The organism is Nevskia soli DSM 19509 (assembly GCF_000711955.1).
In the GTDB taxonomy this organism is placed as follows: Bacteria; Pseudomonadota; Gammaproteobacteria; order Nevskiales; family Nevskiaceae; genus Nevskia; species Nevskia soli.
The window spans coordinates 16,014-37,934 of record NZ_JONR01000036.1; the positions used below are offsets into that span (position 1 = coordinate 16,014).

The window sequence follows — 21,921 nt, forward strand, 5'->3', positions numbered from 1 at the left end:
CCAGATTTGTGATAACACTATGTAATCACATTTGTCTGGAGCACTCCGATGAATGGACCCCCGCAAGAGCCTTCCCACCCGTATTTTCCGCGCCGGCAATAGCCAGGCGGTACGCATTCCCAAGGCGTTCGAGCTGCCTGAAGGCTAGGTGGTGATCGAGCAGCGGGCGGGTTGTTCGTCAAAGCAAAGCGCGGAGGATGGGATGAGTTTTTCGCCAGGCCCGCGCTGGGCGTCGAACTGGATGCCGCCGAGTTGCGGGCTACCGGGCCGGAGCGGCCGGTGGACTTTGACCTGGGCGCCCGCAAACCCGCCGCGCGGCGCCGGGCCAAATGATCCTGCTCGACACCAATATCTGCATTGCCGCGCTCAAGAACGAGCGCCGGGTGCTGTCGCGACTGGTGCGCCATATGGGGCGGCTTTACCTGCCCTTCATGGTTTCGGCCGAGCTCTGGTTCGGGCTGGAAAAGTACGCCTTGCTGGGCAGGGACATCGAAGCCGACCGGAGCCGGGTGGAGGAATTCCACGGCCGTATGGACGGCGTCCTCGATCTCACGGACGAGGCCATCCACGAGCATGCGCGGCTGCGGGCGCGGCTGGAGACGCAGGGGACGCCCATCAGCTCAAACGATCTATGGATTGCCGCGCAGGCGCTGGCGGAAGACGCGGTGCTGGTTTCGGCCAATACGCGGGAATTCGAGCGGGTGCCTGGGCTGAGGCTGGAGAACTGGTTGAAGCGACGGCGCCCTACTGGGGACGGCGGAAGTCTGTGCCTTAGTCCATTCCAAGCGCCTGAGGTAGAATCGATTTATGCACGAAACGGTCGCCAAGCTCCGCGGGCAAGTCGAGGCCCTTTGCCGCAAGCACCATGTGCGGCAGCTGGAGCTATTCGGCTCGGCGGCGGCCGGCAACTTCGACCCTGCATCCAGCGATCTGGACTTTCTGGTGGAATTCGCGCCGCTGGGATCGGGGGAGTATTCCGATCACTATTTCGGGTTGCTGGAAGACCTGGGCCAGCTGTTTGGCCGGCCGGTGGACCTAGTGGTATCTAGCGCGATACGCAACCCTTACTTCCTGCAAAGCATAGAAAGCTCCCGCGATCTGCTTTATGCAGCTTGAGGCGCGCAAATACGTATTCGATATTGAGCGCGCTGCCCGCGCGATTGCCAGCTTTACCGCGGGAAAGACCCTGGACGATTATCTTGCCGACCCGCTGCTGCGGTCCGGGGTGGAGCGCCAGTTTGAAATCGCCGGCGAGGCGGTCAACAAGCTGGCCAAGACCAGTCTCGAAACCGCCCGGACGATCAGGGACTACCGCAAGCTCATCGCCTTTCGTAATGTGCTGATTCATGGCTATGCCGAGGTGGACGACCGCCTGGTCTGGGATCTGGTGCAGAGCAAACTGCCGCAGCTGTTGACGGATCTTGAGACACTCGCCGGCAGCTGATCGGCCGCCGACCGGCCTGGGCGATACAATCCCCGGCATCATGAAAATCCTCATCGCCATCCCCAACCAGGACTTCGACCCTACCGAGGTGGCGGTGACCTGGCAGGTGCTGAAGGCGGCGGGGCACACCCTGCACTTCGCCACGCCGGACGGGCAGCGCGGGTATGCGGACCCGATCATGATCAGCGGCGAAGGGCTGGACCCCTGGGGCTTCATCCCGCTGCTGCGCAAGATCCGCCTGATCGGCCTGAGCCTGCGCGCCCAGGGCGGCGCGCGGCGGGCCTACCGGGCGCTGGAGCGGGACGCGCAGTTCCTCAAGCCGCTGCGTTACGAAGACCTGCGGGTGGACGACTTCGAGGCGCTGGTGCTGCCAGGCGGGCACGCCAAGCGCATGCGCGCCTACCTGGAGAGCGCGGTACTGCAAGGTTTCGTGGCCGACTTCTTCGACAGCGGCAAGCCGGTGGGCGCGGTGTGCCACGGCGTGGTGCTGGCCGCGCGCAGCATTTCGAAGAAGACCGGCCGCTCCGTGCTGTATGGGCGCAAGACCACGGCGCTGACCTGGAAGCTGGAGAAATCCGGCTGGCTGCTATCCAAATTCCTGGCGCGGTTCTGGGACCCGGGTTATTACCGCACCTACAGCGAGGCCAAGGGGCAGCCGGCGGGGTACATGAGCGTGCAGGCCGAGGTGACGCGGGCGCTGGAGAAGGCGGAGGATTTCATCGACGTGCCGCGGGATGCGCCGCATCAGTTTGCCAAGACCAGCGGAGTGGTGCGGGATTCGGCTGGCGACTCGAAAGCGGCTTGGGTGGTGCGGGATGGGAATTATGTTTCGGCGCGGTGGCCGGGGGATGTTTATACGTTTGCGCGGGCGTTCGCGGAGCGCATCAGCCAGGCTTGAACGGATTGCTTCGCAAGGCACTCGGGACGAACGGAGGGTGCGGCTGGCTGAAAGCTACCCCTCCCGCATTTGGCTTAACACAGAGTGCCATTTAGGCACTCTGTGCCCGAGCCAAATGCCCTCCGGCGCGACCTCTCCCGTCCCACGGGGACTCCCTTCGGTCGCAAGGGAGAGGTAAGCAGTTCAAGCCTTAAAAACTTCCATCACTCTTTCCCTCAGCCATTTATTCGCCGGCTCCGCTTCCACATTGGCGTGCCAGTAGAGGTGCGCGTCCAGGGTGGGCATGGCCAGGGGGAAGGGGAGGATCTGGTTGCCGAACTGTTTGCTGGCGATGCGGGCGTAGGTTTCCGGCATGGTGAGGATGAGGTCGGTGCGGCTGACGACGCTGCAGGCGGCGAAGTAGTGCTGGCAGCGGAGGCGGATGTTGCGCTGGTGGCCGTGGCGGCCCAGTTCCATGTCTTCCATGCCGGGGCCGGCGCGGCGGGAGCTGGCGAGGATGTGGTCCTGCTTGAGGTAGGTCTCGATGGTCAGGCCGGGGCGCACGGTGGGGTGGCCTTTGCGCGCGACGACGACGAGGGGATCGACGCCGATGGGGGCGTGGTGGATGTGTTCGGACAGGGGCAGGAGGAGGACGTCGATGGCGGCGTCCAGGGTGCCCATGGCGAGTTCGGACTCGAGCTCGCGGCGGTCGGCGCGGACGGCGGCGATTTCTATATGCGGGGCTTGCCTGGCGACGCGCTCCATGAGCGCGGGCAGGAGGGTGGCTTCGAGCACGTCGCGCACGGCGATGGTGAATTTGACCTGGCTGGTGGCGGGGTCGAAGCGGGCGACCTGGTTGAGGGTGATTTCCAGGTTGCGCAGGGAGCGGCGCACGGGCTCGATGATGCCGCGGGCCAGGGGTGTGGGGACCATGGCCTGGCCCTGGCGCTCGAACAGGGGGTCTCCGAACATTTCACGCAGGCGGGAGAGGGCGTGACTGATGGCGGGCTGGGTGAGGTGGAGCTTGCGGGCGGCCTTGGTGATGCCGCCTTCGGTGTAGATGGCGTCCAGCACCACGAGCAGGTTGAGGTCCACGCGGTTGAGATGCATGGGGCTTATGACCGGGGATGCAGGGGATTCATTTGAATGAGCTTAGTGGGGGGCTTAGGCTGGGGCAAATGTCGCGCTTTTGGGGCTTTTGGCCTTTTTGGTTGCGGCTTTGGGCTGGGTGTCGCCTGGGCTCATCCCTCGATACGAATCGCTGCGCGATTCACTCGGGACGAACGGGGCTTTTTTGCTGGGCGGGTGAGAAGCATCGGCGGCCACGGGCCGCCCTACTGTTTATAGGCTGGCGCCTCACCCCAGCCCCCTCCCCTGCCCCTATCCCGTAAACGGGAGAGGGGTTCTTCGGGGCATGATGGTTTTACTGGATTCGATACGGAAGAGAACTTAGCGCATGAGCCAGGAGTTTGCGGGTACCACCGAGGTGCGGGAGAAGCATCGCTTTGATGAAGCGAAGCTGGAGGCTTATCTGCGTGAGCATGTGGCGGGGTATGAAGGGCCGCTGCAGGTGGTGCAGTTCAAGGGCGGGCAGTCGAATCCTACGTTTGGGCTGATTGCGGGCGGGAAGCGCTATGTGTTGCGGCGGAAGCCGCCGGGGAAGCTGCTGCCTTCCGCGCATGCGGTGGACCGGGAGTACAAGGTGATTACGGCGCTGCATGGGACGGCGGTGCCGGTGGCGAAGACGTGGTGCCTGTGCGAGGACGACTCGGTTATCGGCACGGCGTTTTATGTGATGGATTGGGTGGACGGGCGGGTGCTGTGGGACCCTGCCTTGCCGGGGCTGGAGCCGGCGGAGCGGGCGGCGATCTTCGATGAGATGAACCGGGTGATCGCGGAGCTGCACACGGTGGACTATGCGGCGGTGGGGCTCGCCGATTACGGCAAGCCGGGGAATTACTTTGCGCGACAGATCGACCGGTGGAGCAAGCAGTACCGGGCTTCGGAGACGCAGAAGATCGAGTCGATGGAGCGGCTGATCGAGTGGCTGCCGCAGCATATTCCGCCGGGGGATGAGACTTCGATCGTCCACGGGGATTACCGGCTGGACAATCTGATACTGGATGCGGCGGCGCCGAAGATTCTGGCGGTGCTGGACTGGGAGCTTTCGACGCTGGGGCATCCGCTGGCGGACTTTGCCTATCACTGCATGACGTGGCACATCCCGAAGGGGGTATTCCGCGGGTTGGCTGGGGTGGATCTGGCGGCGCTGGGGATTCCGAACGAGCAGGATTATGTGGCGGCTTATTGCCGGCGGACCGGGCGCGAGGGGATCGATCCGAATCACTGGGATTTTTATATTGCTTACAACTTGTTCCGGCTGGCGGCGATTCTTCAGGGGATCGCGGGGCGGGTGAAGGATGGGACGGCGGCGAGTCCGCAGGCGGCGATGATGGGGGCGGCGGTGCAGCCGCTGGGGGATCAGGGGTGGAAGCTGGTGGGGAAGATTTTGGCGCGGGGGTGATGGTGGTGGGGCGGCGCGGTGGATGATGCGCTTCCCTCTGCACATCCTAACGGCGCTGAGCTGGACGGTCGCCTTGGTCCCTCGATACACCCGCTTCGCGGGCACTCGGGACGAACGGAGTGAGTGTATGGGGTTGGATGCGGCGGCCACAGGCCGCCCTACTGTTAGCTCCGCATACCCAATAGCGTTGGGGGAGCAGTTGAGGAGAGTTGGTGCTTTGTGACCCTCGTCCCTCGATACAAATCGCTGCGCGATTCACTCGGGACGAACGGAGGCGATGGGGCCAGGTGACATCAAAAGCGCCCCTCACCCCTGCCCCTCTCCCGTAGGGAGAGGGGAGTGGAAGCGGTTTCGGATTATTTTGGTACACAGCGGTACGGAGGAACACACCATGGATTTCGAGTATTCGGACAAGACGAAGCAGTTGATGGGGCGGTTGAAGGGCTTCATGGATGCACATGTGTACCCCAACGAGAAGCGCTTCCATGAGGAGGTGGCGGAGGGGGATCGGTGGCAGCCGACGAAGATCATGGAGGTGATGAAGGAGAAGGCGAAGGCGGAGGGGCTGTGGAATCTGTTTTTGCCGGAGTCTTCGTTGGGCGCGGGGCTGACGAATCTGGAGTACGCGCCGCTGTGCGAGATCATGGGGCGGGTGATCTGGGCGCCGGAGATTTTCAATTGTTCGGCGCCGGATACGGGGAATATGGAGGTGCTGGTGCGCTATGGCACGGAGGCGCAGAAGAAGGAGTGGCTGGAGCCTTTGCTGGCCGGCAAGATCCGCTCCTGCTTTGCGATGACGGAGCCAGCGGTGGCGTCCAGCGATGCGACGAACATTGCCAGCCTGATCAAGCGGGATGGGGATGAGTATGTGATCAACGGGCGCAAGTGGTGGTCATCGGGGGCCAATGATCCGCGCTGCAAGCTTTTCATCTTCATGGGGAAGACGGACCCGGATCATCCGAGCCGGCACAGCCAGCAGTCGATGATCCTGGTGCCGAAGGATACGCCGGGGGTGAAGGTGCTGCGGCATCTGCCGGTGTTCGGGTATGACGATGCGCCGCATGGGCATGCGGAGGTGCTGTTCGAGGATGTGCGGGTGCCGGCTTCGAACATGCTGCTGGGTGAGGGGCGCGGCTTCGAGATTGCGCAGGGGCGGCTGGGGCCGGGGCGGATCCATCATTGCATGCGGCTGATCGGCCTCGCCGAGCGGGCGCTGGAGAAGATGTGCCAGCGGACGCTGTCGCGGGTGGCGTTCGGCAAGCCGGTGGCGGCGCAGACGGTGACGCTGGAGCGTATTGCGGAAGCGCGCATCCTGATCGATTCGGCGCGGCTGCTGACGCTGAAGGCGGCTTACATGATGGACAAGGTGGGGAACAAGATCGCGGCGAAGGAGATTGCGATGATCAAGGTGGCGGCGCCGAACATGGCCTGCCAGGTGATCGACTGGGCGATCCAGGCGCATGGCGGCGGCGGTGTTACCGATGACTTCGGGCTTTCGTATGCGTATGCGCAGGCGCGCACGCTGCGGCTGGCGGATGGGCCGGATGAGGTGCATCGGAACCAGATCGGGAAGATGGAGTTGGGGATGCATGCGCCGGCGGGGGTTTTGAAGGGGCGGTAGGCGTATCGATTTGGTTGTGCTGGCGGAAGGCGGTACCAGGGCGTTCGAGGTGTGCGCGATCAGGCTCTGGATACCGGCTTTCGCCGGTATGACGGCGTTGGGTTGAGGGATGGCGGAGTCTTCAGCGCGGATGAGGGCTCGGCGCTGGGCCGCCCCTCGATACAAATCGCTTCGCGATTCACTCGGGGCGAACGGAGGGTGGTGCTGGAGCGGGGGAAAAGCAGGGTGCGTGGTGTTTGGCGGATGAGCACTTCGCTGCGGGCTTACCCCTCTCCCTAGCCCTCTCCCGTCCCACGGGGACTCCCTCCGGTCGCAGGGGAGAGGGGATGGAGGCCGGGCGTTCGCCGGGGTGAATGTCCAGTGGACATTCACCTGATCCGGCTCACCCCCCTCTTGGGTGGCTCTCATGGCCTCCTGGGCGGGTTATAAACTGAACGGTATTCCTGATAACCGGCAAAGAAACGTAAACGTCGGCGGGCTTTCTAGCGTTGCGGCGACAATCCTGGGTATGATCCCCTGACATCCGTTTGCGTAAGTTGGGCGTAAGGGAACTACAGGCTCAGCTTTGCGGCTGCCGTGCGAGGGCGCGGTATGATCGCAGTCGTCTTGGGGGAGTAAACATGCAATCGATTCAACAACCGCGCCGGGCACAGGTGCGGACCATCGACGTTGACGTCCAGTGGGCGCTCTGGGCTTTTCTTTTCGGCATCGCGGCCGGACTGGCTTTGCATTTAACCTGAAGGTTTGCGCGAGCGGGCCCGCCGGTTGCTGAAAGCCGCTAAAAGCAGCCACGTGCCTGCGTGGTAAAAAATAACTATGCGTGATGCGGCCTTGGTGCCGCCACTCCGCCATGCGATTGATATTCCTGATGATTTTATAGGCCTGGCGGCGCCAGGCCGGCGGCTGGCCGAGGCCATTGCAGGGCTGGGACCTCCCATATGGCGGGCATTTTGTTACGCTGTTTGACGCAACGGAGTGCCCGCTTCCAGCGCCCTACACGTGCCGGCAGGAGCCGCGGTGAAGGCAGGTAACAAGAGCTGATGGCAGCGGTCGCGCGGCGATGCGAGCCTGTTGCCCGCGCCCCGCTTGCCGGGATGCCGCTCCCCCACCTGCCTTGCCCTGCCATCCGCGCCGCCCGTGACCGTGTGCATGGAGTTGTATGGCCGGCTACTGAACCGGCAGCGGGAACCGGCGATGACATTCAAAACAAAACAGGCGCTCAGGCGCAGGAATGCAGATCATGATGACTTATTACGATCACCGGCTGGGACGTGAACGGGTAAAGCGGCGCTACACCTGGGCTGCTGTTGCGTTTTGCGGCGGGGCAGTTTTCGGCGCGCTCGTCGCGCACATCCTGTAGGACCACGGCGGCGCAAAAACCACCGGGTGTTTCGCACTTAAGCCGGCCTCGAGCCGGCTTGTTTATTGGTCGATCGGCGGCAGCAGCGGCGGCAGGATGGGCTGGGCGACGCCGACGCGGGTGACGTAGACGGCCCAGTCGGCGATGAGCTCGGCGACGATCTGGGGGTTGGCGCTGGCGACGTCGGTGGTTTCGCCGCGATCGGTGTCCATGTTGTAGAGCTGCCAGTCGTGGTCGATCAGGGCCGCCGACGAGGGCAGCAGGTAGTTCACCACGCGCGTTAATTTCCACGGGCCTTTGCGGACGTAGCGGATGTCGTTGACTTCGTCGGCGATGACGTCGGTGGCGCCATAGACGGCGCTGCGCTGGCCATTCAATAACGGTAACAGGGACTGCCCTTCCGGCGGCGCGACCGTGCGCCCCTGGTATTGCGCGCCCGGCGTGGCGACGCCGGCGGCGGCGAGGATGGTGGGCTCGACGTCGAGCAGGGAGGCGAGCGCGGGGCTGGGGCTTTGGCCTGCGCCCTGGCGCGGCAGGCGGACGATGGCGGGGACGGAGATGCCGCCTTCGGCGGTGAAGCCCTTGAACAGGCGCAGGGGCGCGGTGCCGGCTTCGGCCCAGCGGGTGCTGCGGAAGATGAAGGAGCCGGGGCGGCCGTAGTTGGCGAGGCTGTTGTCGATGTCGGTGTTGCCGGTGCTATCGACGTAGGGGATGAAGCCGTAGCCCATGCCGTCGGCGCCGTTGTCGGAGACGAAGACGATGAGGGTGTTGTCGTATTCGCCGATCTGCTTGAGGTAGGCGATGAGTTTGCCGACGTTGTCGTCCAGATTGGTGAGCATGCCGGCGAAGACTTCCATGATGCGGGCTTCGCTCCGCTTGTCGGCGGCGGAGAGGGTGTCCCAGGCCTGGTTGGTGAGGACGCCGGGCTGGCCGAAGCGGACCATCACGGCTTCGTCGCCGGGGTTGGGGGTGAAGTCCTGCGGGACGATGCCGAGGGCTTTCTGCTTTTGCAGGCGGGCGTTGCGGATGGCGTCGTAGCCGGCGTCGTACTTGCCTTTGTAGAGGCTGAGGTAGGCGTCCGGCACTTGCAGGGGGAAGTGGACGGCCTGGAAGGCGAGGTAGGCGAAGAAGGGTTTGCCGTCGCCGTGGTCGGCGCCGATGTAGCTTTGCAGGCGGCTGACGAAGTAGTCGCTGGAGTAGAAGTCGGCCGGAAGGGTGGCCTGGGTGCCGTTTTCGTAATAGGCGCGGGCGGCGGATTCGGCACGCGTGGGGGTGGCGGCGTAGTTGCTGCCGAAGGCGGCGCTGTAGTCCATGGAAAAGGATTGCTCGAAGCCCCATTTCACCGGGCCGCCGCCGCCGAGATGCCACTTGCCGGCCATGTAGGTGTGATAGCCGTTGTCGTGCAGGACCTGGGCGATGGTGAGGGTGTTGTCGGTGAGGTTGCCCTTGTAGTTGGCGTCGCCGGCGTAGAAGTAGGTGCTCTCCGGCAGGGTGCCCATGCCGACGAGGTGGTGATCGGCGCCGGTGAGGAGGTTGGCGCGCGAGGTGGCGCACAGCGGCGTGGCGTGGAAGTTGGTGAGGACCTTGCCCTCCTGGGCAAGCTGGTCGATGTTCGGGGTGCTGATTTCGCTGCCGAAGGCGCCGAGGTCGGAGTAGCCGAGATCGTCGGCGAGGATGATGATGACGTTGGGGCGGGCGTTGCTGCCGGAACCGCCGGGTGAGCCGGAGCTGCCGCAGGCGGACAGGGTGACGAGGCCGGCGATGGCCAGCAAGGCGTGCAGCCTTGCGCCTGGCTTGCGCGTGTCGATTCGAGTCATGGCCCCTGCTCCGGTTTTTATGTGCGCGGCTCGCGCGCGGGTGTTACCCGTCAGCGCGGTTTTGAGTTGCCGGAATTTACGCTATCGGATGCGGGGTGCGGGGGATTCATCCGGAGAGATTAGAAGGATAGATGGGCGGGGAATAAGGGCTGGTTGGCCGCCCCGGGCGATGGCGCGGCAGTCCCGGGTAGCGCTGCGCGCTTCCCGGGCTACGAGGCCAGAGAGGAATGCGCGGGGATCGGTTGATCGTAGGGCGGCCTGCGGTCGCCGGTTGTTTCGCGCAGCGGCGGCCACGGGCCGCCCTACAAAAGCGGGCTCTCTTATTTGACCTTTGTTATTCGGGGCGCGGGAGGGCTGCGGCTTGTGCGGCCAGCCTGGTGACGGCGGGCCAGTCGCGGGCGTGCAGGAGGGCGGCGGGGGTGAGCCAGGAGCCGCCGACGCAGGCGACGTTGGGCAGGGCGAGGTAGTCGGGGGCGGTGGCGGGGGTGATGCCGCCGGTGGGGCAGAAGGTGACTTGCGGGAAGGGGCCGCCGAGGGCCTTGAGCATGGGGATGCCGCCGGCCTGGGCGGCGGGGAAGAATTTGAGGGTGTTGTAGCCGGCGGCGAGTGCGGCCATGAGGTCCGAGGGGGTCATGACGCCGGGAAGGTAGGGCCAGTCCCCTGCCCGGCCGAGGGCCAGCAGTTCGGGGGTGGCGCCGGGGCTGACGCCGAACCTTGCGCCGGCTTCACGGGCTTGCTGGAGGTCGTGCGCGTTGACGATGGTGCCGGCGCCGACGATGGCGTCCGGCACTTCCCTGGCGATGGCGCGGATGGCTTGCAGGGCGGCGGGGGTGCGCAGGGTAACTTCCAGTACGCGGATGCCGCCTTCTACCAGGGCGCGTGCGAGAGGGACGGCCTGGGCGGCGTCGTCGATGACGATGACGGGCATGACGGGGGCGGCGCGGAGGAGGTCGTGGACGTTCATGGATTTTGCCTCGGACGGACTTATTGCTGAAACCCGTTCGCTCCGGGTGCCCGCGTAGCGGGTGTATCGAGGAGCCAGCGCTGCGGTCTTGCGCTTGGCCCCTCGATACAAATCGCTGCGCGATTCACTCGGGGCGAACGGGTGTTTTTGCTGTTCATGTGTTCACAGCCTTCAACTTTGCGCTCGCGGCTTGGCGTAGTTGCCGGCGCGCGTTCACGCGGCGGCCGACATGGCGGCGTTGAAGATGATGCCGCCCTGCTCAGCGCCGGAGGCCATGGCGCGGGCGCTGGCGAAGAGTTCGCGGCCCATGCCGTGGTGGTTGTGTTCCATCGAGGGGACGATGACTTCGCGTTGCAGCCACTCGTCGGCGTCTACGTGGGCTTCGAGGGTGCCGGCGGTGGCGTCCAGACGAATCACGTCGCCGCTGCGGATTTTGGCGAGCGGGCCGCCGTTGAGGCATTCGGGGGTGACGTGGATGGCGGCGGGGACTTTGCCGGAGGCGCCGGACATGCGGCCGTCGGTGACGAGGGCGACTTTGAAGCCTTGATCCTGCAATACGCCTAGCGCAGGCGTGAGTTTGTGCAGTTCGGGCATGCCGTTGGCGCGGGGGCCCTGGTAGCGGACGACGGCGATGAAATCCCGATGGAGTTCACCGCGCTTGAAGGCGGCGAGGACGTCTTCCTGGTCGTCGAAGACGAGAGCTTTGGCTTCGACGATGCGGTGCTCGGGCTTGACGGCGGAGGTCTTGATGACGGCGCGGCCGAGGTTGCCGGTGAGGAGTTTGAGGCCGCCGTCGGCGCTGAAGGGGCGCTCGGCGTCGGCGAGGATCTGCGGGGCCATGCTGCAGGCGGCGGCCGGGCGCCAGTGGAGTTCGCCGCCGTAGAGGAAGGGCTCGCGGGTGTAGCGCCAGAGGCCGGGGCCGTCGACGGTTTTCACGTCCGCATGAAGCAGGCCTTCGCCGAGGAGTTCGCGCATGAGGAAGCCCATGCCGCCGGCTTGATGGAACTGGTTCACGTCGGCGCTGCCGTTGGGGTAGATGCGGGCCAGCAGGGGGACGATGTCGGAGAGGCGGTCGAAGTCGCTCCAGTCGATGACGATGCCGGCGGCGCGGGCGATGGCGACGAGATGGATGGTGTGGTTGGTGCTGCCGCCGGTGGCGAGCAGGCCGACGATGCCGTTGACGATGGCGCGCTCGTCGATGACTTCCGCTATCGGCGTGTATTCGCCGCCCTGCCGGGTGATGCGCACGGCGCGCTGGGCGGCGGCGCGAGTGAGGGCATCGCGCAGCGGGGTATTCGGGTTGACGAAGGCGGCGCCGGGGAGGTGCAGGCCCATGACTTCCATCAGCATCTGGTTGCTGTTGGCGGTGCCGTAGAAGGTGCAGGTGCCGGGGCCGTGGTAGGACTGCATCTCGGCTTCGAGCAGTTGCTCGCGGCTGACCTTGCCCTCGGTGTAGAGCTGGCGGATGCGGGACTTCTCGTTGTTGGCCATGCCGGAGGTCATGGGACCGGCCGGTACGAACACCGTGGGCAGGTGGCCGAACTGGAGGGCGCCGATGAGCAGGCCGGGGACGATCTTGTCGCAGACGCCCAGGCACAGCACGCCGTCGAAGACGTTGTGCGAGAGGGCGATGGCGGTGGACATGGCGATGACGTCGCGCGAGAACAGGGACAGCTCCATGCCGGGCTGGCCCTGGGTGACGCCGTCGCACATGGCGGGCACGCCGCCGGCAAACTGGGCGACGGCGCCGGCCTTGCGGGCGGCGTCCTTGATGATCTCGGGGAAGCGCGCCAGGGGCTGGTGCGCGGAGAGCATGTCGTTGTAGGCGGAGACGATGGCGAGGTTGGGCCAGCGCGCGGCGCGCAGGGCCTGCTTGTCGTCCGCCGGGGAGGCGGCGAAGGCGTGCGCGAGGTTGGTGCAGGAGATTTGCGCGCGCGTGGTGCCGGCCTGGCGCGCGGCTTCGACGTGGCGCAGGTAGGTGGCGCGGCTGGCGGCACTGCGCTCACGGATGCGCCGGGTAACGGCGGCAACGACTGGGTGAAGACTCATGTCCAAGCCTCTGGAGCCGATCGGCCGGTACGGCGGATTGGCGTGCGGATCGTGTATTAATACTACATGATTTGATGCGGAACGCACGCTTTACACAGCGGGGCGTCAACAAATCATCACAATCGCGAGGGTACATTACCCTGCGCCGCTGGCCCGGCCCGCATTTGCGGGCGGCGTTACGGGCTGCATCCCGGTTCATAATTGTGTAGTATTAATACATATTCCGTGCGGGCAATTTCAGGCTGATCGGGATGGGGCCCGGCTCCATCGCAAGGAGACGTAGCGAAATGGCGGCGCTCGAGGCATTCGATTTCATCCTGTTCGGCGGCAGCGGCGACCTGGCGATGCGCAAGCTGTTGCCGGCGCTGTATTACCGCCACCGCGACAGCAGCGCCCATGCGGCCTGGCGCATCGTCGGCACCGGGCGACAGCCGCTCTCGCGCGAGGAATACCTGGCGCTGGCGCTGGAGAATTGCCGCCTTTACGTGCCGGTGAAGGATTTCAGCGACAGCGCCTGGGCGGCGTTCGCGCAGCGGCTGGATTATCTGCGGCTGGATGCGAACCAGGAGCAGGATTACCAGGGGCTGGTGGAGAAGCTGAAGGATGCGGGCTCGCGGGTGCGGGTGTTTTACCTCGCCACCGCGCCGAGCCTGTTCGCGGGCATCTGCGCCAGCCTGGGCCGCGCCGGTCTGGTGACGCCGGACAGCCGCGTGGTGCTGGAGAAGCCGCTGGGGCGCGATCTGGCTTCCGCCCGCCGCATCAACGAGGATGTGGGCGCGGTGTTCGCCGAGCACCAGATCTTCCGCATCGATCATTACCTGGGCAAGGAGACGGTGCAGAACCTGATTGCGCTGCGCTTCGGCAATGTGCTGTTCGAGCCGCTGTGGAACCGCTCCTGGGTGCACGATGTGCAGATCACCATCGCCGAGACGGTGGGGGTGGAAGGGCGCGGCGAGTTCTACGACAGCACCGGCGCGCTGCGCGACATGGTGCAGAACCATTTGCTGCAGCTGCTGTGCATCGTGGCGATGGAGCCGCCGGCTAGCATCGACGCCGATACGATGCGCGACGAGAAGCTTAAGGTGCTGCGCGCGCTGAAGCCGATCACCGGCGAGGATGTGGCGGCGCGCACGGTGCGCGGGCAGTACCGCGCCGGCGCCATCGGGCACAAACCGGTGCCGGGTTACCTGGAGGAAGAAGGCATTCCGGCGGGCAGCCGCACCGAGACTTTCGTGGCGATCAAGGCGGAGCTGGGCAACTGGCGCTGGGCGGGCGTGCCGTTCTATCTGCGCACGGGCAAGCGCATGCAGGACCGGCTGGCGGAGATCGTGATCAATTTCCGCGGCGTGCCGCATCCGATGCTGCGCGCGAGCAGCGGCGAATCCGCGTCCAACCGGCTGGTGATCAGCCTGCAACCGGACGAGGGCCTGCGCCTGGACCTGATGGCGAAGGTGCCGGGCGAAGGCATGCACCTGCAGCCGATCCAGCTCGACGTGGCGTTGTCCGAGACGTATCGCACGCGGCAGTGGGATGCGTACGAGCGGCTGATCATGGATGTGATTCACGGCAAGCTGACGCTGTTCATGCGGCGCGACGAGCTGGACGCGGCCTGGCTGTGGCTGGAGCCGATCCTCAATGCCTGGGAGCGCGGCGGACAGCCGCTGAAGTCCTACCCCGCCGGCACCTGGGGGCCCACCGCTTCGAGTGCGCTGATCGCGCGCGACGGGCACGCCTGGCGCGAGGAGAGTTGAGATGACGGTCCCTGCCCCGCTGCAACTCCCGGCCTCGGTACGACAGCATCTGTTTGCGAGCGGCGCGGAGACGGCGCAGGCGTTGACGGCGCTGGTGGCGGGCTCGTTGCGGCGCGGCGTGAGCGAGCGCGGCGCGGGCTCGCTGATCGTTTCCGGCGGGCGCTCGCCGACGGCGTTTTTCGAGGCACTGTCGGTGCAGGCGCTGGCCTGGGACAAGATCGTGGTGAGCCTGGCGGACGATCGCTGGGTGGCGGCGGACGATGCGGACAGCAACGAGAACCTGGTGCGGCGGCATCTGCTGCGCGGCGCTGCCGCGGCGGCGCGCTTCGTGCCGCTGGTGGATGTGGGCGTGACGCCGGAACAGCATCTGGCGGCGGCCGAGCAGGCGCTGGCCACGGTGCCGCATCCTTATGACGCGGTGCTGCTGGGCGTGGGCGATGACGGCCACACGGCTTCGATGTTCCCGGGCGCGGATGCCACGCCGGCGGCGCTGGATGTGCGCCGGCCGCAGCGGCTGGCGGCGGTGACACCGAAGGATGCGCCGCACCGGCGCATCAGCCTGACCTTGCGCGCGCTACTGGATGCGCGGCTGGTGGCGATTCTCATTGCCGGCGAGGGCAAGCGCGCGGCGATCGAGCTGGCGGCGCGCAGCATGCCGGAGCAGCATCCCATCGCCGCATTTTTGCAGCAGGATGCGGTGCCGGTGCACGTGTTCTTCAGCCCATGAAGGTAGACAGCGCTACAGCCGCCGCCGAGGAAGTGCGCGTCGAGAGCGCGGCGCTGGTGCAGCAGAGTTCGCTGCTGGCGCGCATCGCGGCGACGGTGGCGGAGCTGCGCAAATCGGAGCGCGCGGTGGCGGAGCTGGTGCTGGCGCGGCCGAGCGAGGTGCTGCATCTGTCCATCGCCGAGCTGGCGCAGCGCGTGGGCGTGAGCCAGCCGACGGTGGCGCGCTTCGCCGCGGCGCTGGGCTTTTCCGGCTACAAGGAATTCAAGCTGCGGCTGGCCCAGAGCCTGGCTTCCGGTGTGCCCTTCGTGCATCAGGACGTGGGGCCGGACGATGCGCTGGAGCTGGTGGCGCCGAAGGTGTTCGACCGCACCATCGGCGCGCTGATCAATGTGCGCAACCATCTCGACCCGGCGCAGCTGAGCCGCGCGGTGAAGATTCTGGCCAAGGCGCGGCGCATCGAGTGCTACGGCGTGGGCAACTCGGGCATCGTGGCGCTGGATGCGCAGCACAAGCTGTTCCGCTTCGGCGTGCCGGCGGTGTCCTACACCGATACGCATACGATGGCGATGGCGGCGACGGTGCTCAAGCGCGGCGACGCGGTGGTGGCGATCTCGGCCAGCGGCCGCACCACGGACATGCTGGGCAGCGTGGAGATCGCGCTGGAGTCCGGTGCCGAGGTGATCGCCATCACCGCCGGCGGCTCGCCGCTGGCGAAGCTGGCGAGCGTTCCGCTGTATGCGGATGTGCCGGAGGATCCGGAAATCTACGCGCCGATGATCTCGCGCCTGGCGCACCTGGCGATCATCGACGTGCTCTGCGTCGGCGTGGCGCTGACCATGGGGCCGGCGCTGGTGAAGCGGCTGGAGCGGGCCAAGCAGACGCTACGCGACAAGCGCATCCACCAGCTGGAAAGCTAGGCCAGCTGGAAGGCTAGCTGGCAGGCTCGTCCCGGTAGAGCAGCTTGACCTTGGATTTGCCGGCGGCCTCGAAGGTCAAGGGGCTGGCGCCGGCGGGATAGCCGTTCTGTTGCAGGATGAAGGCCATGATGTTGACGTAGTCTTCGTGCGGCAAGGTGCCCGGCGCGGGCGCGGGCATGTTCAGGGACAGGATCTGGAACACGTCGCCGACGCTGAACTTGGCTTGCGGGTTGGCAAAGCCCGGCCCTTTCAGCGCGGGTCCGGCACGGCCTTCGAGGGTGGGACCGTGGCAGACGGCGCAATTGCTCTGGAAGGACTGCTTGCCGGCCTCGGCCTGGTCCGGCGTGTAGAGAGCGGGCGGAACCTTGGCGTTCGCGGCCTGCTTCTTCCCGGCAACTGCAAGAAGTTGCGCCGATGGCCACCGGGTCATGGCGAACCGCCCGGGATGGCTGGCGGCAACGGCCGGAGCCGGCGCGGGCTCCATGACGTCGGCGTAGGGTTGCAGCAGCTTTTTCAGTGCGCCCGACTGGCGCAACTGCTCGATGCCCTGCTCGAAGCGCCGGGCTTCGGCCTCAGAGGCATCGCCGTAGAGCGCGACCAGGTTCCACTTCGCGTGCGGCTCGTCGAGGGCGCTCATGGTTGCCGTGCTGGCCTTGCCGTGCAGACGCTGCGCAATGTAGGGACGCCACAGCATCGCCGCCGCGACGTCGCCATGGTCGAGCGCGTGCAGCGCTCCGGCGTTGTTGGCGAATACCAGCGGTGAAAGGCCCGGATGATCGGCGAAGTAGAGGTTGGGCGCGGTCATGTAGGTGACGGCGACCACGCTGTCCTTCGGCAGACGGTCCAGCGAGTCGACGGCGTGTTTGCGCGTCACCAGCACGAAGCCGGTGCGGGCATAGGGGGATGTGGCATGCACGCCCTCGGGCAGCACGGCGTCCTGCACGTCCACCGGGAAGCCCAGCACCAGTTGGCACTCGCTGCCGGTCAGCTTGTGGAATCTGCGCGGCGAGATGCCATCGTCGCCGTCGCCCTGGCCGTCGAACCAGACGATGCGCGTGGTATCGCCCTGCAGCCGGCCGACAGCCGTGGCGACGCTGACGTCCATGCGCGAAGCGGGGTTGCTTTTGTCGACACAGACCTTGAGTTCGGCGGCCTCCGCGCCGCGGTGCATGAGCACCGCGGCGAAGAGGACCATCGAAACCAGTCGCAGTGAATTGACTTGGATTCGGTTGGCCATGGCTGCTTATTGCAGGGCAAAGACGTAGAGGTGGCCGCCGAGCGGGATGTTCTTCACGTCATCGACCATCTCGCCGCCCCAGATCGGGATGGCGCCGCCCCAGCCGGCATAGACGGCGACGAACTGCTTGCCGCCGACACGGTAGGTGGTGGGCACGCCGATGACGCCGGAGCTGAGCTGCTCGCTCTGCCACAGCACCTTGCCGGTCTTGGCGTCGAAGGCCATGAAGTGGCCGTCGGCCGAGCCAGTGAAGACCAGGCCGCCGGCAGTGGAGAGCATGCCGGCGCTCCACGGCAGGGCGCTCTCGTAGTTCCATACCTGCTTGCCGGTATTGAGGTCGATGGCCTGCACCGCGCCCCAGTTCTTGTCATCCGGGTCGTGCACCACCTTGAAGGACTCGCCGAGGAACGGCAGGCCGGCCTTGTAGCTGACGGCGCCGCCCTTCATGGTCATGCAGGTGTGGATGGTCGGCACATAGGCCATCTGGGTCTGCGGGTTGATGGCGATGGGCCACCAGTTCTTGCCACCCAGGAAACTGGGGCAGGTGAAGACTTCCTTGTCCACCGTCGGGCGCATCGCCTCGTCGGTGTAGGGCTTGCCGTCCTTCATGCCGGCGACGGAGGTGGCGTGGGCGAACTTCTCGGCGTAGATCAGCTTGCCGTTGGTGCGGTCGATGGCGTAGAACCAGCCGTTGCGGCTGGCCGAGACCACGGCCTTGTAGGGCTTGCCTTCATAGGTGAGGTTGGTGGCGACGGTTTCGTTGGTGCCGTCGTAGTCCCAGGTGTCGTGCGGCGTGTACTGGAAGTGCCACTTGATCTTGCCGGTGGCCGGGTTCATGGCGATGACGGAGTCGGTGTAGAGGTTCTCGCCCGGACGCAGCGTGGCCAGCCAGGGACCGGGATTGCCGACGCCCCACAGCAGGGTGTCGGTTTCCGGATCGTAGGTGCCGGTCAGCCAGGCGGCGCCGCCGCCGGTCTTGTAGGCACCCTTGGGCCAGGTGTCGCCGCCCGGCTCGGTCGGCGCGGGAATGGTGTAGGTCTTCCAGGCCATCTTGCCGGTCTTGGCGTCCATCGCCTCGATGAAGCCGCGCGCGCCGTATTCGCCGCCGGAAACGCCGACGACGATCTTGCCCTTGACCACCAGCGGTGCCAGCGTCAGGGCATAACCCACGTCCGCCGCCTGCAGCTTCTGCTTCCACTTGATCTTGCCGGTGGGCGCATCGAAGGCGATGACGTAGTTGTCCAGCGTGGCCATGTAGACATTGTTGTCGTAAAGGGCCACGCCGCGGTTGACGACATCGCAGCAGACGGTCTTGAGGCCGACCTTGGACAGGTCATGCTCGTACTTCCAGATTTCCTTGCCGGTGGTCGCGTCGAGCGCGATCAGGTGGTTCTTCGGCGTGGTGATGAACATCATGTTGCCGTTGACGATGGGGGGCGACTCGTGGCCCTGGTCGAGCCCGGTCTTGTAATCGAACGCCACCTTGAGGCCGTTGACGTTGCCGGCGTTGACGTCGCTGAACGGCGCATAGCCATCGCTGGAGTAGTCGCGGCGATACATCAGCCAGCCTTCGTCGCTTGCGGCGGCGCCGAGCCTGGCATCGGTAACGGATGGGTAGTCGGCCGCCTGCGCTGTCGCGCCGAATGCCGGCACCAGCAGGGTTGCAAGCATCGTTGTACAGAGCAGCAGCCGCCCCTTCAATCGGCTGTGCATCGAACCAGATATGGTCACGCTCATCTTATTCTCCTCCACTTGTCGCGCACCCGGTCGGGCAATATCGAAGCTGGTCGTGTCGGCCGCGCCACCCAGGGCCACGGCTCACGGGCGCGCTTAAAAGCAACTTCGATGCCATCGGCGAGAACGGCGTGATGACCGGATTTTTCCCGGGAACGGACTTCGATCCGGCCTTCTTTCCGATGGCGGCGGTACATCGACAGGGCAGCGTGTCATCGCCATGGGACAGTGTGTAACGGCACACGCAGTGCCGGCCACGATGTGGAGCCGTGGCTTGCAGGGGATGCGCGCAAACGACCTTGCGTGGCACCTTGCTTGCTAAGGGGGCAAGCCCTTTCGGGCATCAGACCGCCGCATCGAGGAGACCATGAACGACAAGATTGAATCGGCCCCGCACGAGGGCCGCAGCTTCGCACCGCCCGCAACTTTCAGCGAAACGGCACAGCCATCGGCGGCGGCACTGGCGGCGCTGTACCGCGAGGCGGCGGAAGACCACTCCGGATTCTGGGCGCGCCAGGCGCGGCGCAACCTGAGCTGGAAGCTGCCGTTCACGCAGGGACTGGACGACTCGCATCCGCCGTTCTTCAAGTGGTTCGCCGACGGCTGGCTCAATGCCTCCTATAACGCGCTGGATCGCCACCTCGACAGCCGCGGCGACAAGACCGCGCTGATCTTCGAGTCCGACGAGGGCACGGTGCAGCGCTACAGTTATCGCGCGCTGCATGCCGAGGTATGCCGCTTCGCCAACGGCCTGCGCACGCTGGGCCTGCACAAGGGCGACCGCGTGGTGATCTACCTGCCGATGGGACCGCAGGCGATCATCGCCATGCTGGCCTGCGCGCGTATCGGCGCGATCCACTCGGTGGTGTTCGGCGGCTTCTCCGCCGACTCGCTGCGCGACCGCATCCGCGATGCCGGCGCCCGGCTGGTGATCACCGCGGATGCGGCGCCGCGCGGCGGACGCCTGGTGCCGCTGAAGGATACCGTCGATGCCGCGCTGGCCGCCGGCTACGATACGGTCCGGCAGGTGGTGGTATATCGGCGCAACGGCGCAGCGATCGCCTGGAACCGCGAACACGATATCTGGTGGGACGACGTGGTCGCCGGACAGCTGGCGGTATGCGAACCGGAATGGGTGGAAGCGGAGTTTCCGCTGTTCCTGCTCTACACCTCAGGTTCAACCGGCAAGCCCAAGGGCGTGCAGCATTCGACCGCCGGCTACCTGCTCGGCGCCATGACCAGCATGCAGTGGGTGTTCGATCCGCGGCCGGACGATGTGTTCTGGTGCACCGCCGACGTCGGCTGGATCACCGGGCACAGCTACGTCTGTTACGGGCCGCTGCTCAACGGCATGACCCAGGTGGTGTTCGAGGGCGTGCCGACGCACCCGGACCCGGAGCGCTTCTGGCGCATGATCGCCGCGCACCAGGTCAGCATTTTCTACACCGCGCCCACCGCCATCCGCGCGCTGATGCGCAACGGCGACGAGCTGCCGCGACGGCACGACCTCGGCAGCCTGCGGCTGCTCGGCACGGTGGGCGAGCCGATCAACCCGGAGGCCTGGATGTGGTACCACCGCGTCATCGGCAACGAACGCTGCCCGATCGTCGACACCTGGTGGCAGACCGAGACCGGCGCCGCCATGATTGCGCCGGTGCCCGGCGTGGTGGCGGCCAAGCCCGGCTCCTGCACGCGGCCATTGCCGGGGATCGCCGTCGACATCGTCGACGAACAAGGTGCGCCGGTCACCGCGCCGTACGAAGGCGGCTACCTGGTGGTGAACAAGCCCTGGCCGTCGATGCTGCGCACCATCTGGGGCGACGATGCGCGGTACGAGAAAACCTACTTCGGCCAGTTCGGCAAGCAGGTCTACGTCGCCGGGGACGGCGCGCACCGCGACGAGGACGGCTATATCTGGATCCTCGGCCGCATCGACGATGTGCTCAACGTGTCCGGGCATCGCCTCGGCACCGCGGAAATCGAAAGCGCATTGGCGTCGCATCCGCGCGTGGCCGAGGCGGCCGTGGTCGGGCGCCCGCACGAGATCAAGGGCGAGGCGGTGCTGGCTTTCGTGGTGGCCAGGGGCGAACGCCATGCGGCGGTCGCCGACGGCCTGGCTGCGGAGCTGCGCGAGTGGGTCGGCACGCGCATCGGCGCCATCGCCAAGCCGGACGAAATCCGATTCGTCGACGGACTGCCGAAGACCCGCTCCGGCAAGATCATGCGCCGCCTGCTGCGCACCGTCGGCCGCGGCGAAACCATCACCCAGGACACTTCGACGCTGGAGAACGAAGCCATTCTCGGGCAGCTGTGCGCCGCCGAGGCGCGGGCCAGCGCCGCGGCCTGAGCACACACGAGCCGGCCGGGAAACGGCCGGCTCGGCGTTTTCCGGCGCGCGCAGCCAGTCGCCGTCAGGCGTCCACGATCCAGCCGTGGTCGCGCGCCGCGTCGAGGAACTGGTGCACATCCTCGCCCAGGGTGGCGCTGTCGAAGCGGCGGGTCAGTTCGCGCGCGATGTCGTCGGCGCTGTGGCGGCCATCGCACAAGCCGAGGATGTCCGCGGCGTTCTGGTTGAGTTGCACGGCACCTTCCGGCGCGAGCAGGACATGGGCACCGCTTGCCCGCTCCCGCTGCAGGCGGATGGCAGGGGAGAGGCGCATGTGTGTGCCGCCTTTGGCTTCGGCCATGAAAGCGTATCCCGGCGTGGAACTGCGGTTTGGTGAGGTGGACGCAGCGCGTCCGCCCGATGCCGCGTCACTAGCAGGGGCTGTGCCACTTGGGCCGCAATGGAAAAAGCCGGTTCGCTGCGTCCGCGCATCGGCCGGCGCGGCGGATTCAAGCCCCGGGGACGCCGCCTGTGTCAGTGGCGACGTCTCCGGTGGTACACAGTGTCACACGG

The 21,921-nt window shown here is 66.2% G+C and carries 17 protein-coding genes and 1 pseudogene; 11 read left to right on the forward strand and 7 right to left on the reverse strand.

Translation table 11 applies throughout. The features are described from left to right. The first annotated feature begins 171 nt into the window (after positions 1-171). The 5 genes and pseudogenes from BP26_RS29615 to BP26_RS0117505 all read left to right on the forward strand — a co-directional run bounded on the left by BP26_RS29615 (position 172) and on the right by BP26_RS0117505 (position 2,342). Positions 172-333 (forward strand): hypothetical protein, encoded by a 162-nt coding sequence (locus BP26_RS29615; RefSeq protein WP_157572591.1) that lies wholly within the window; start codon positions 172-174, stop codon positions 331-333. Next, positions 330-698 (forward strand): annotated as a pseudogene (locus BP26_RS31160) (type II toxin-antitoxin system VapC family toxin); the annotation flags it as partial. The gene BP26_RS29615 and the pseudogene BP26_RS31160, both read left to right, overlap by 4 nt. 109 nt (positions 699-807) lie before the next feature. Beyond that, positions 808-1,116, forward strand: a complete 309-nt coding sequence (locus BP26_RS30675; RefSeq protein WP_029921858.1) for a nucleotidyltransferase family protein — start codon at positions 808-810, stop codon at positions 1,114-1,116. Further along, on the forward strand, positions 1,106-1,444 hold the full coding sequence (locus tag BP26_RS0117500) for a HepT-like ribonuclease domain-containing protein (RefSeq protein WP_029921859.1): 339 nt from the start codon (positions 1,106-1,108) through the stop codon (positions 1,442-1,444). Before BP26_RS30675 ends, BP26_RS0117500 begins: the two co-directional genes overlap by 11 nt. Before the next feature lie 40 nt (positions 1,445-1,484). After that, complete coding sequence (locus tag BP26_RS0117505) at positions 1,485-2,342, forward strand: DJ-1/PfpI family protein (RefSeq protein ID WP_029921860.1); 858 nt, start codon at positions 1,485-1,487, stop codon at positions 2,340-2,342. Positions 2,343-2,525: 183 nt separating this feature from the next. Here the strand turns inward: BP26_RS0117505 and BP26_RS0117510 are convergent, their stop codons facing one another. Then, positions 2,526-3,431: a LysR family transcriptional regulator gene (locus BP26_RS0117510; RefSeq protein ID WP_029921861.1), complete on the reverse strand. Its 906-nt coding sequence runs from the start codon at positions 3,429-3,431 to the stop codon at positions 2,526-2,528. Between the two features lie 346 nt (positions 3,432-3,777). Here BP26_RS0117510 and BP26_RS0117515 point away from each other — a divergent pair, with 346 nt between their 5' ends. Both BP26_RS0117515 and BP26_RS0117520 read left to right on the forward strand, forming a co-directional pair. Next, complete coding sequence (locus tag BP26_RS0117515; protein ID WP_029921862.1) at positions 3,778-4,845, forward strand: phosphotransferase; 1,068 nt, start codon at positions 3,778-3,780, stop codon at positions 4,843-4,845. Positions 4,846-5,236: 391 nt separating this feature from the next. Then, entirely contained in the window at positions 5,237-6,466 is a 1,230-nt protein-coding gene (locus BP26_RS0117520) for an acyl-CoA dehydrogenase family protein (RefSeq protein WP_029921863.1), read from the forward strand. Between the two features lie 1,422 nt (positions 6,467-7,888). Here BP26_RS0117520 and BP26_RS0117530 read toward each other — a convergent pair. The 3 genes from BP26_RS0117530 to edd form a co-directional block, all read right to left on the reverse strand. Further along, complete coding sequence (locus tag BP26_RS0117530) at positions 7,889-9,643, reverse strand: arylsulfatase (protein ID WP_084183189.1); 1,755 nt, start codon at positions 9,641-9,643, stop codon at positions 7,889-7,891. A gap of 334 nt (positions 9,644-9,977) precedes the next feature. Continuing rightward, positions 9,978-10,607, reverse strand: a complete 630-nt coding sequence (locus tag BP26_RS0117535; RefSeq protein WP_029921865.1) for a bifunctional 4-hydroxy-2-oxoglutarate aldolase/2-dehydro-3-deoxy-phosphogluconate aldolase — start codon at positions 10,605-10,607, stop codon at positions 9,978-9,980. 213 nt (positions 10,608-10,820) lie between these two features. Beyond that, positions 10,821-12,656 carry a phosphogluconate dehydratase gene (gene edd, locus BP26_RS0117540; RefSeq protein ID WP_029921866.1) on the reverse strand — a complete coding sequence of 612 codons (1,836 nt, stop codon included), beginning with the start codon at positions 12,654-12,656 and terminating at the stop codon, positions 10,821-10,823. Between the two features lie 287 nt (positions 12,657-12,943). Between edd and zwf the strand changes: the two genes are divergently transcribed. The 3 genes from zwf to BP26_RS0117555 are packed head-to-tail and all read left to right on the forward strand — an operon-like array spanning position 12,944 to position 16,051. Beyond that, the gene (gene zwf, locus BP26_RS0117545) at positions 12,944-14,407 is read left to right on the forward strand and encodes a glucose-6-phosphate dehydrogenase (protein WP_029921867.1); all 1,464 of its coding nucleotides are present in this window, start codon (positions 12,944-12,946) and stop codon (positions 14,405-14,407) included. Between the two features lies 1 nt (position 14,408). After that, on the forward strand, positions 14,409-15,134 hold the full coding sequence (gene pgl, locus BP26_RS0117550) for a 6-phosphogluconolactonase (protein ID WP_029921868.1): 726 nt from the start codon (positions 14,409-14,411) through the stop codon (positions 15,132-15,134). Next, the gene (locus BP26_RS0117555) at positions 15,131-16,051 is read left to right on the forward strand and encodes an SIS domain-containing protein (protein ID WP_084183190.1); all 921 of its coding nucleotides are present in this window, start codon (positions 15,131-15,133) and stop codon (positions 16,049-16,051) included. Before pgl ends, BP26_RS0117555 begins: the two co-directional genes overlap by 4 nt. Before the next feature lie 13 nt (positions 16,052-16,064). Here BP26_RS0117555 and BP26_RS0117560 read toward each other — a convergent pair whose 3' ends face one another. After that, positions 16,065-17,288, reverse strand: a complete 1,224-nt coding sequence (locus tag BP26_RS0117560; protein WP_051749111.1) for a c-type cytochrome — start codon at positions 17,286-17,288, stop codon at positions 16,065-16,067. Between the two features lie 6 nt (positions 17,289-17,294). Beyond that, positions 17,295-19,025, reverse strand: a complete 1,731-nt coding sequence (locus BP26_RS0117565; protein WP_084183191.1) for a methanol/ethanol family PQQ-dependent dehydrogenase — start codon at positions 19,023-19,025, stop codon at positions 17,295-17,297. Positions 19,026-19,389: 364 nt separating this feature from the next. Here BP26_RS0117565 and acs point away from each other — a divergent pair, with 364 nt between their 5' ends. Continuing rightward, positions 19,390-21,369, forward strand: coding sequence for an acetate--CoA ligase (gene acs, locus BP26_RS0117570; protein WP_029921872.1), 1,980 nt, complete (start codon positions 19,390-19,392; stop codon positions 21,367-21,369). 64 nt (positions 21,370-21,433) lie between these two features. Here the strand turns inward: acs and pqqD are convergent, their stop codons facing one another. Continuing rightward, entirely contained in the window at positions 21,434-21,709 is a 276-nt protein-coding gene (gene pqqD / locus BP26_RS0117575) for a pyrroloquinoline quinone biosynthesis peptide chaperone PqqD (protein ID WP_029921873.1), read from the reverse strand. Positions 21,710-21,921: the final 212 nt, after the last annotated feature.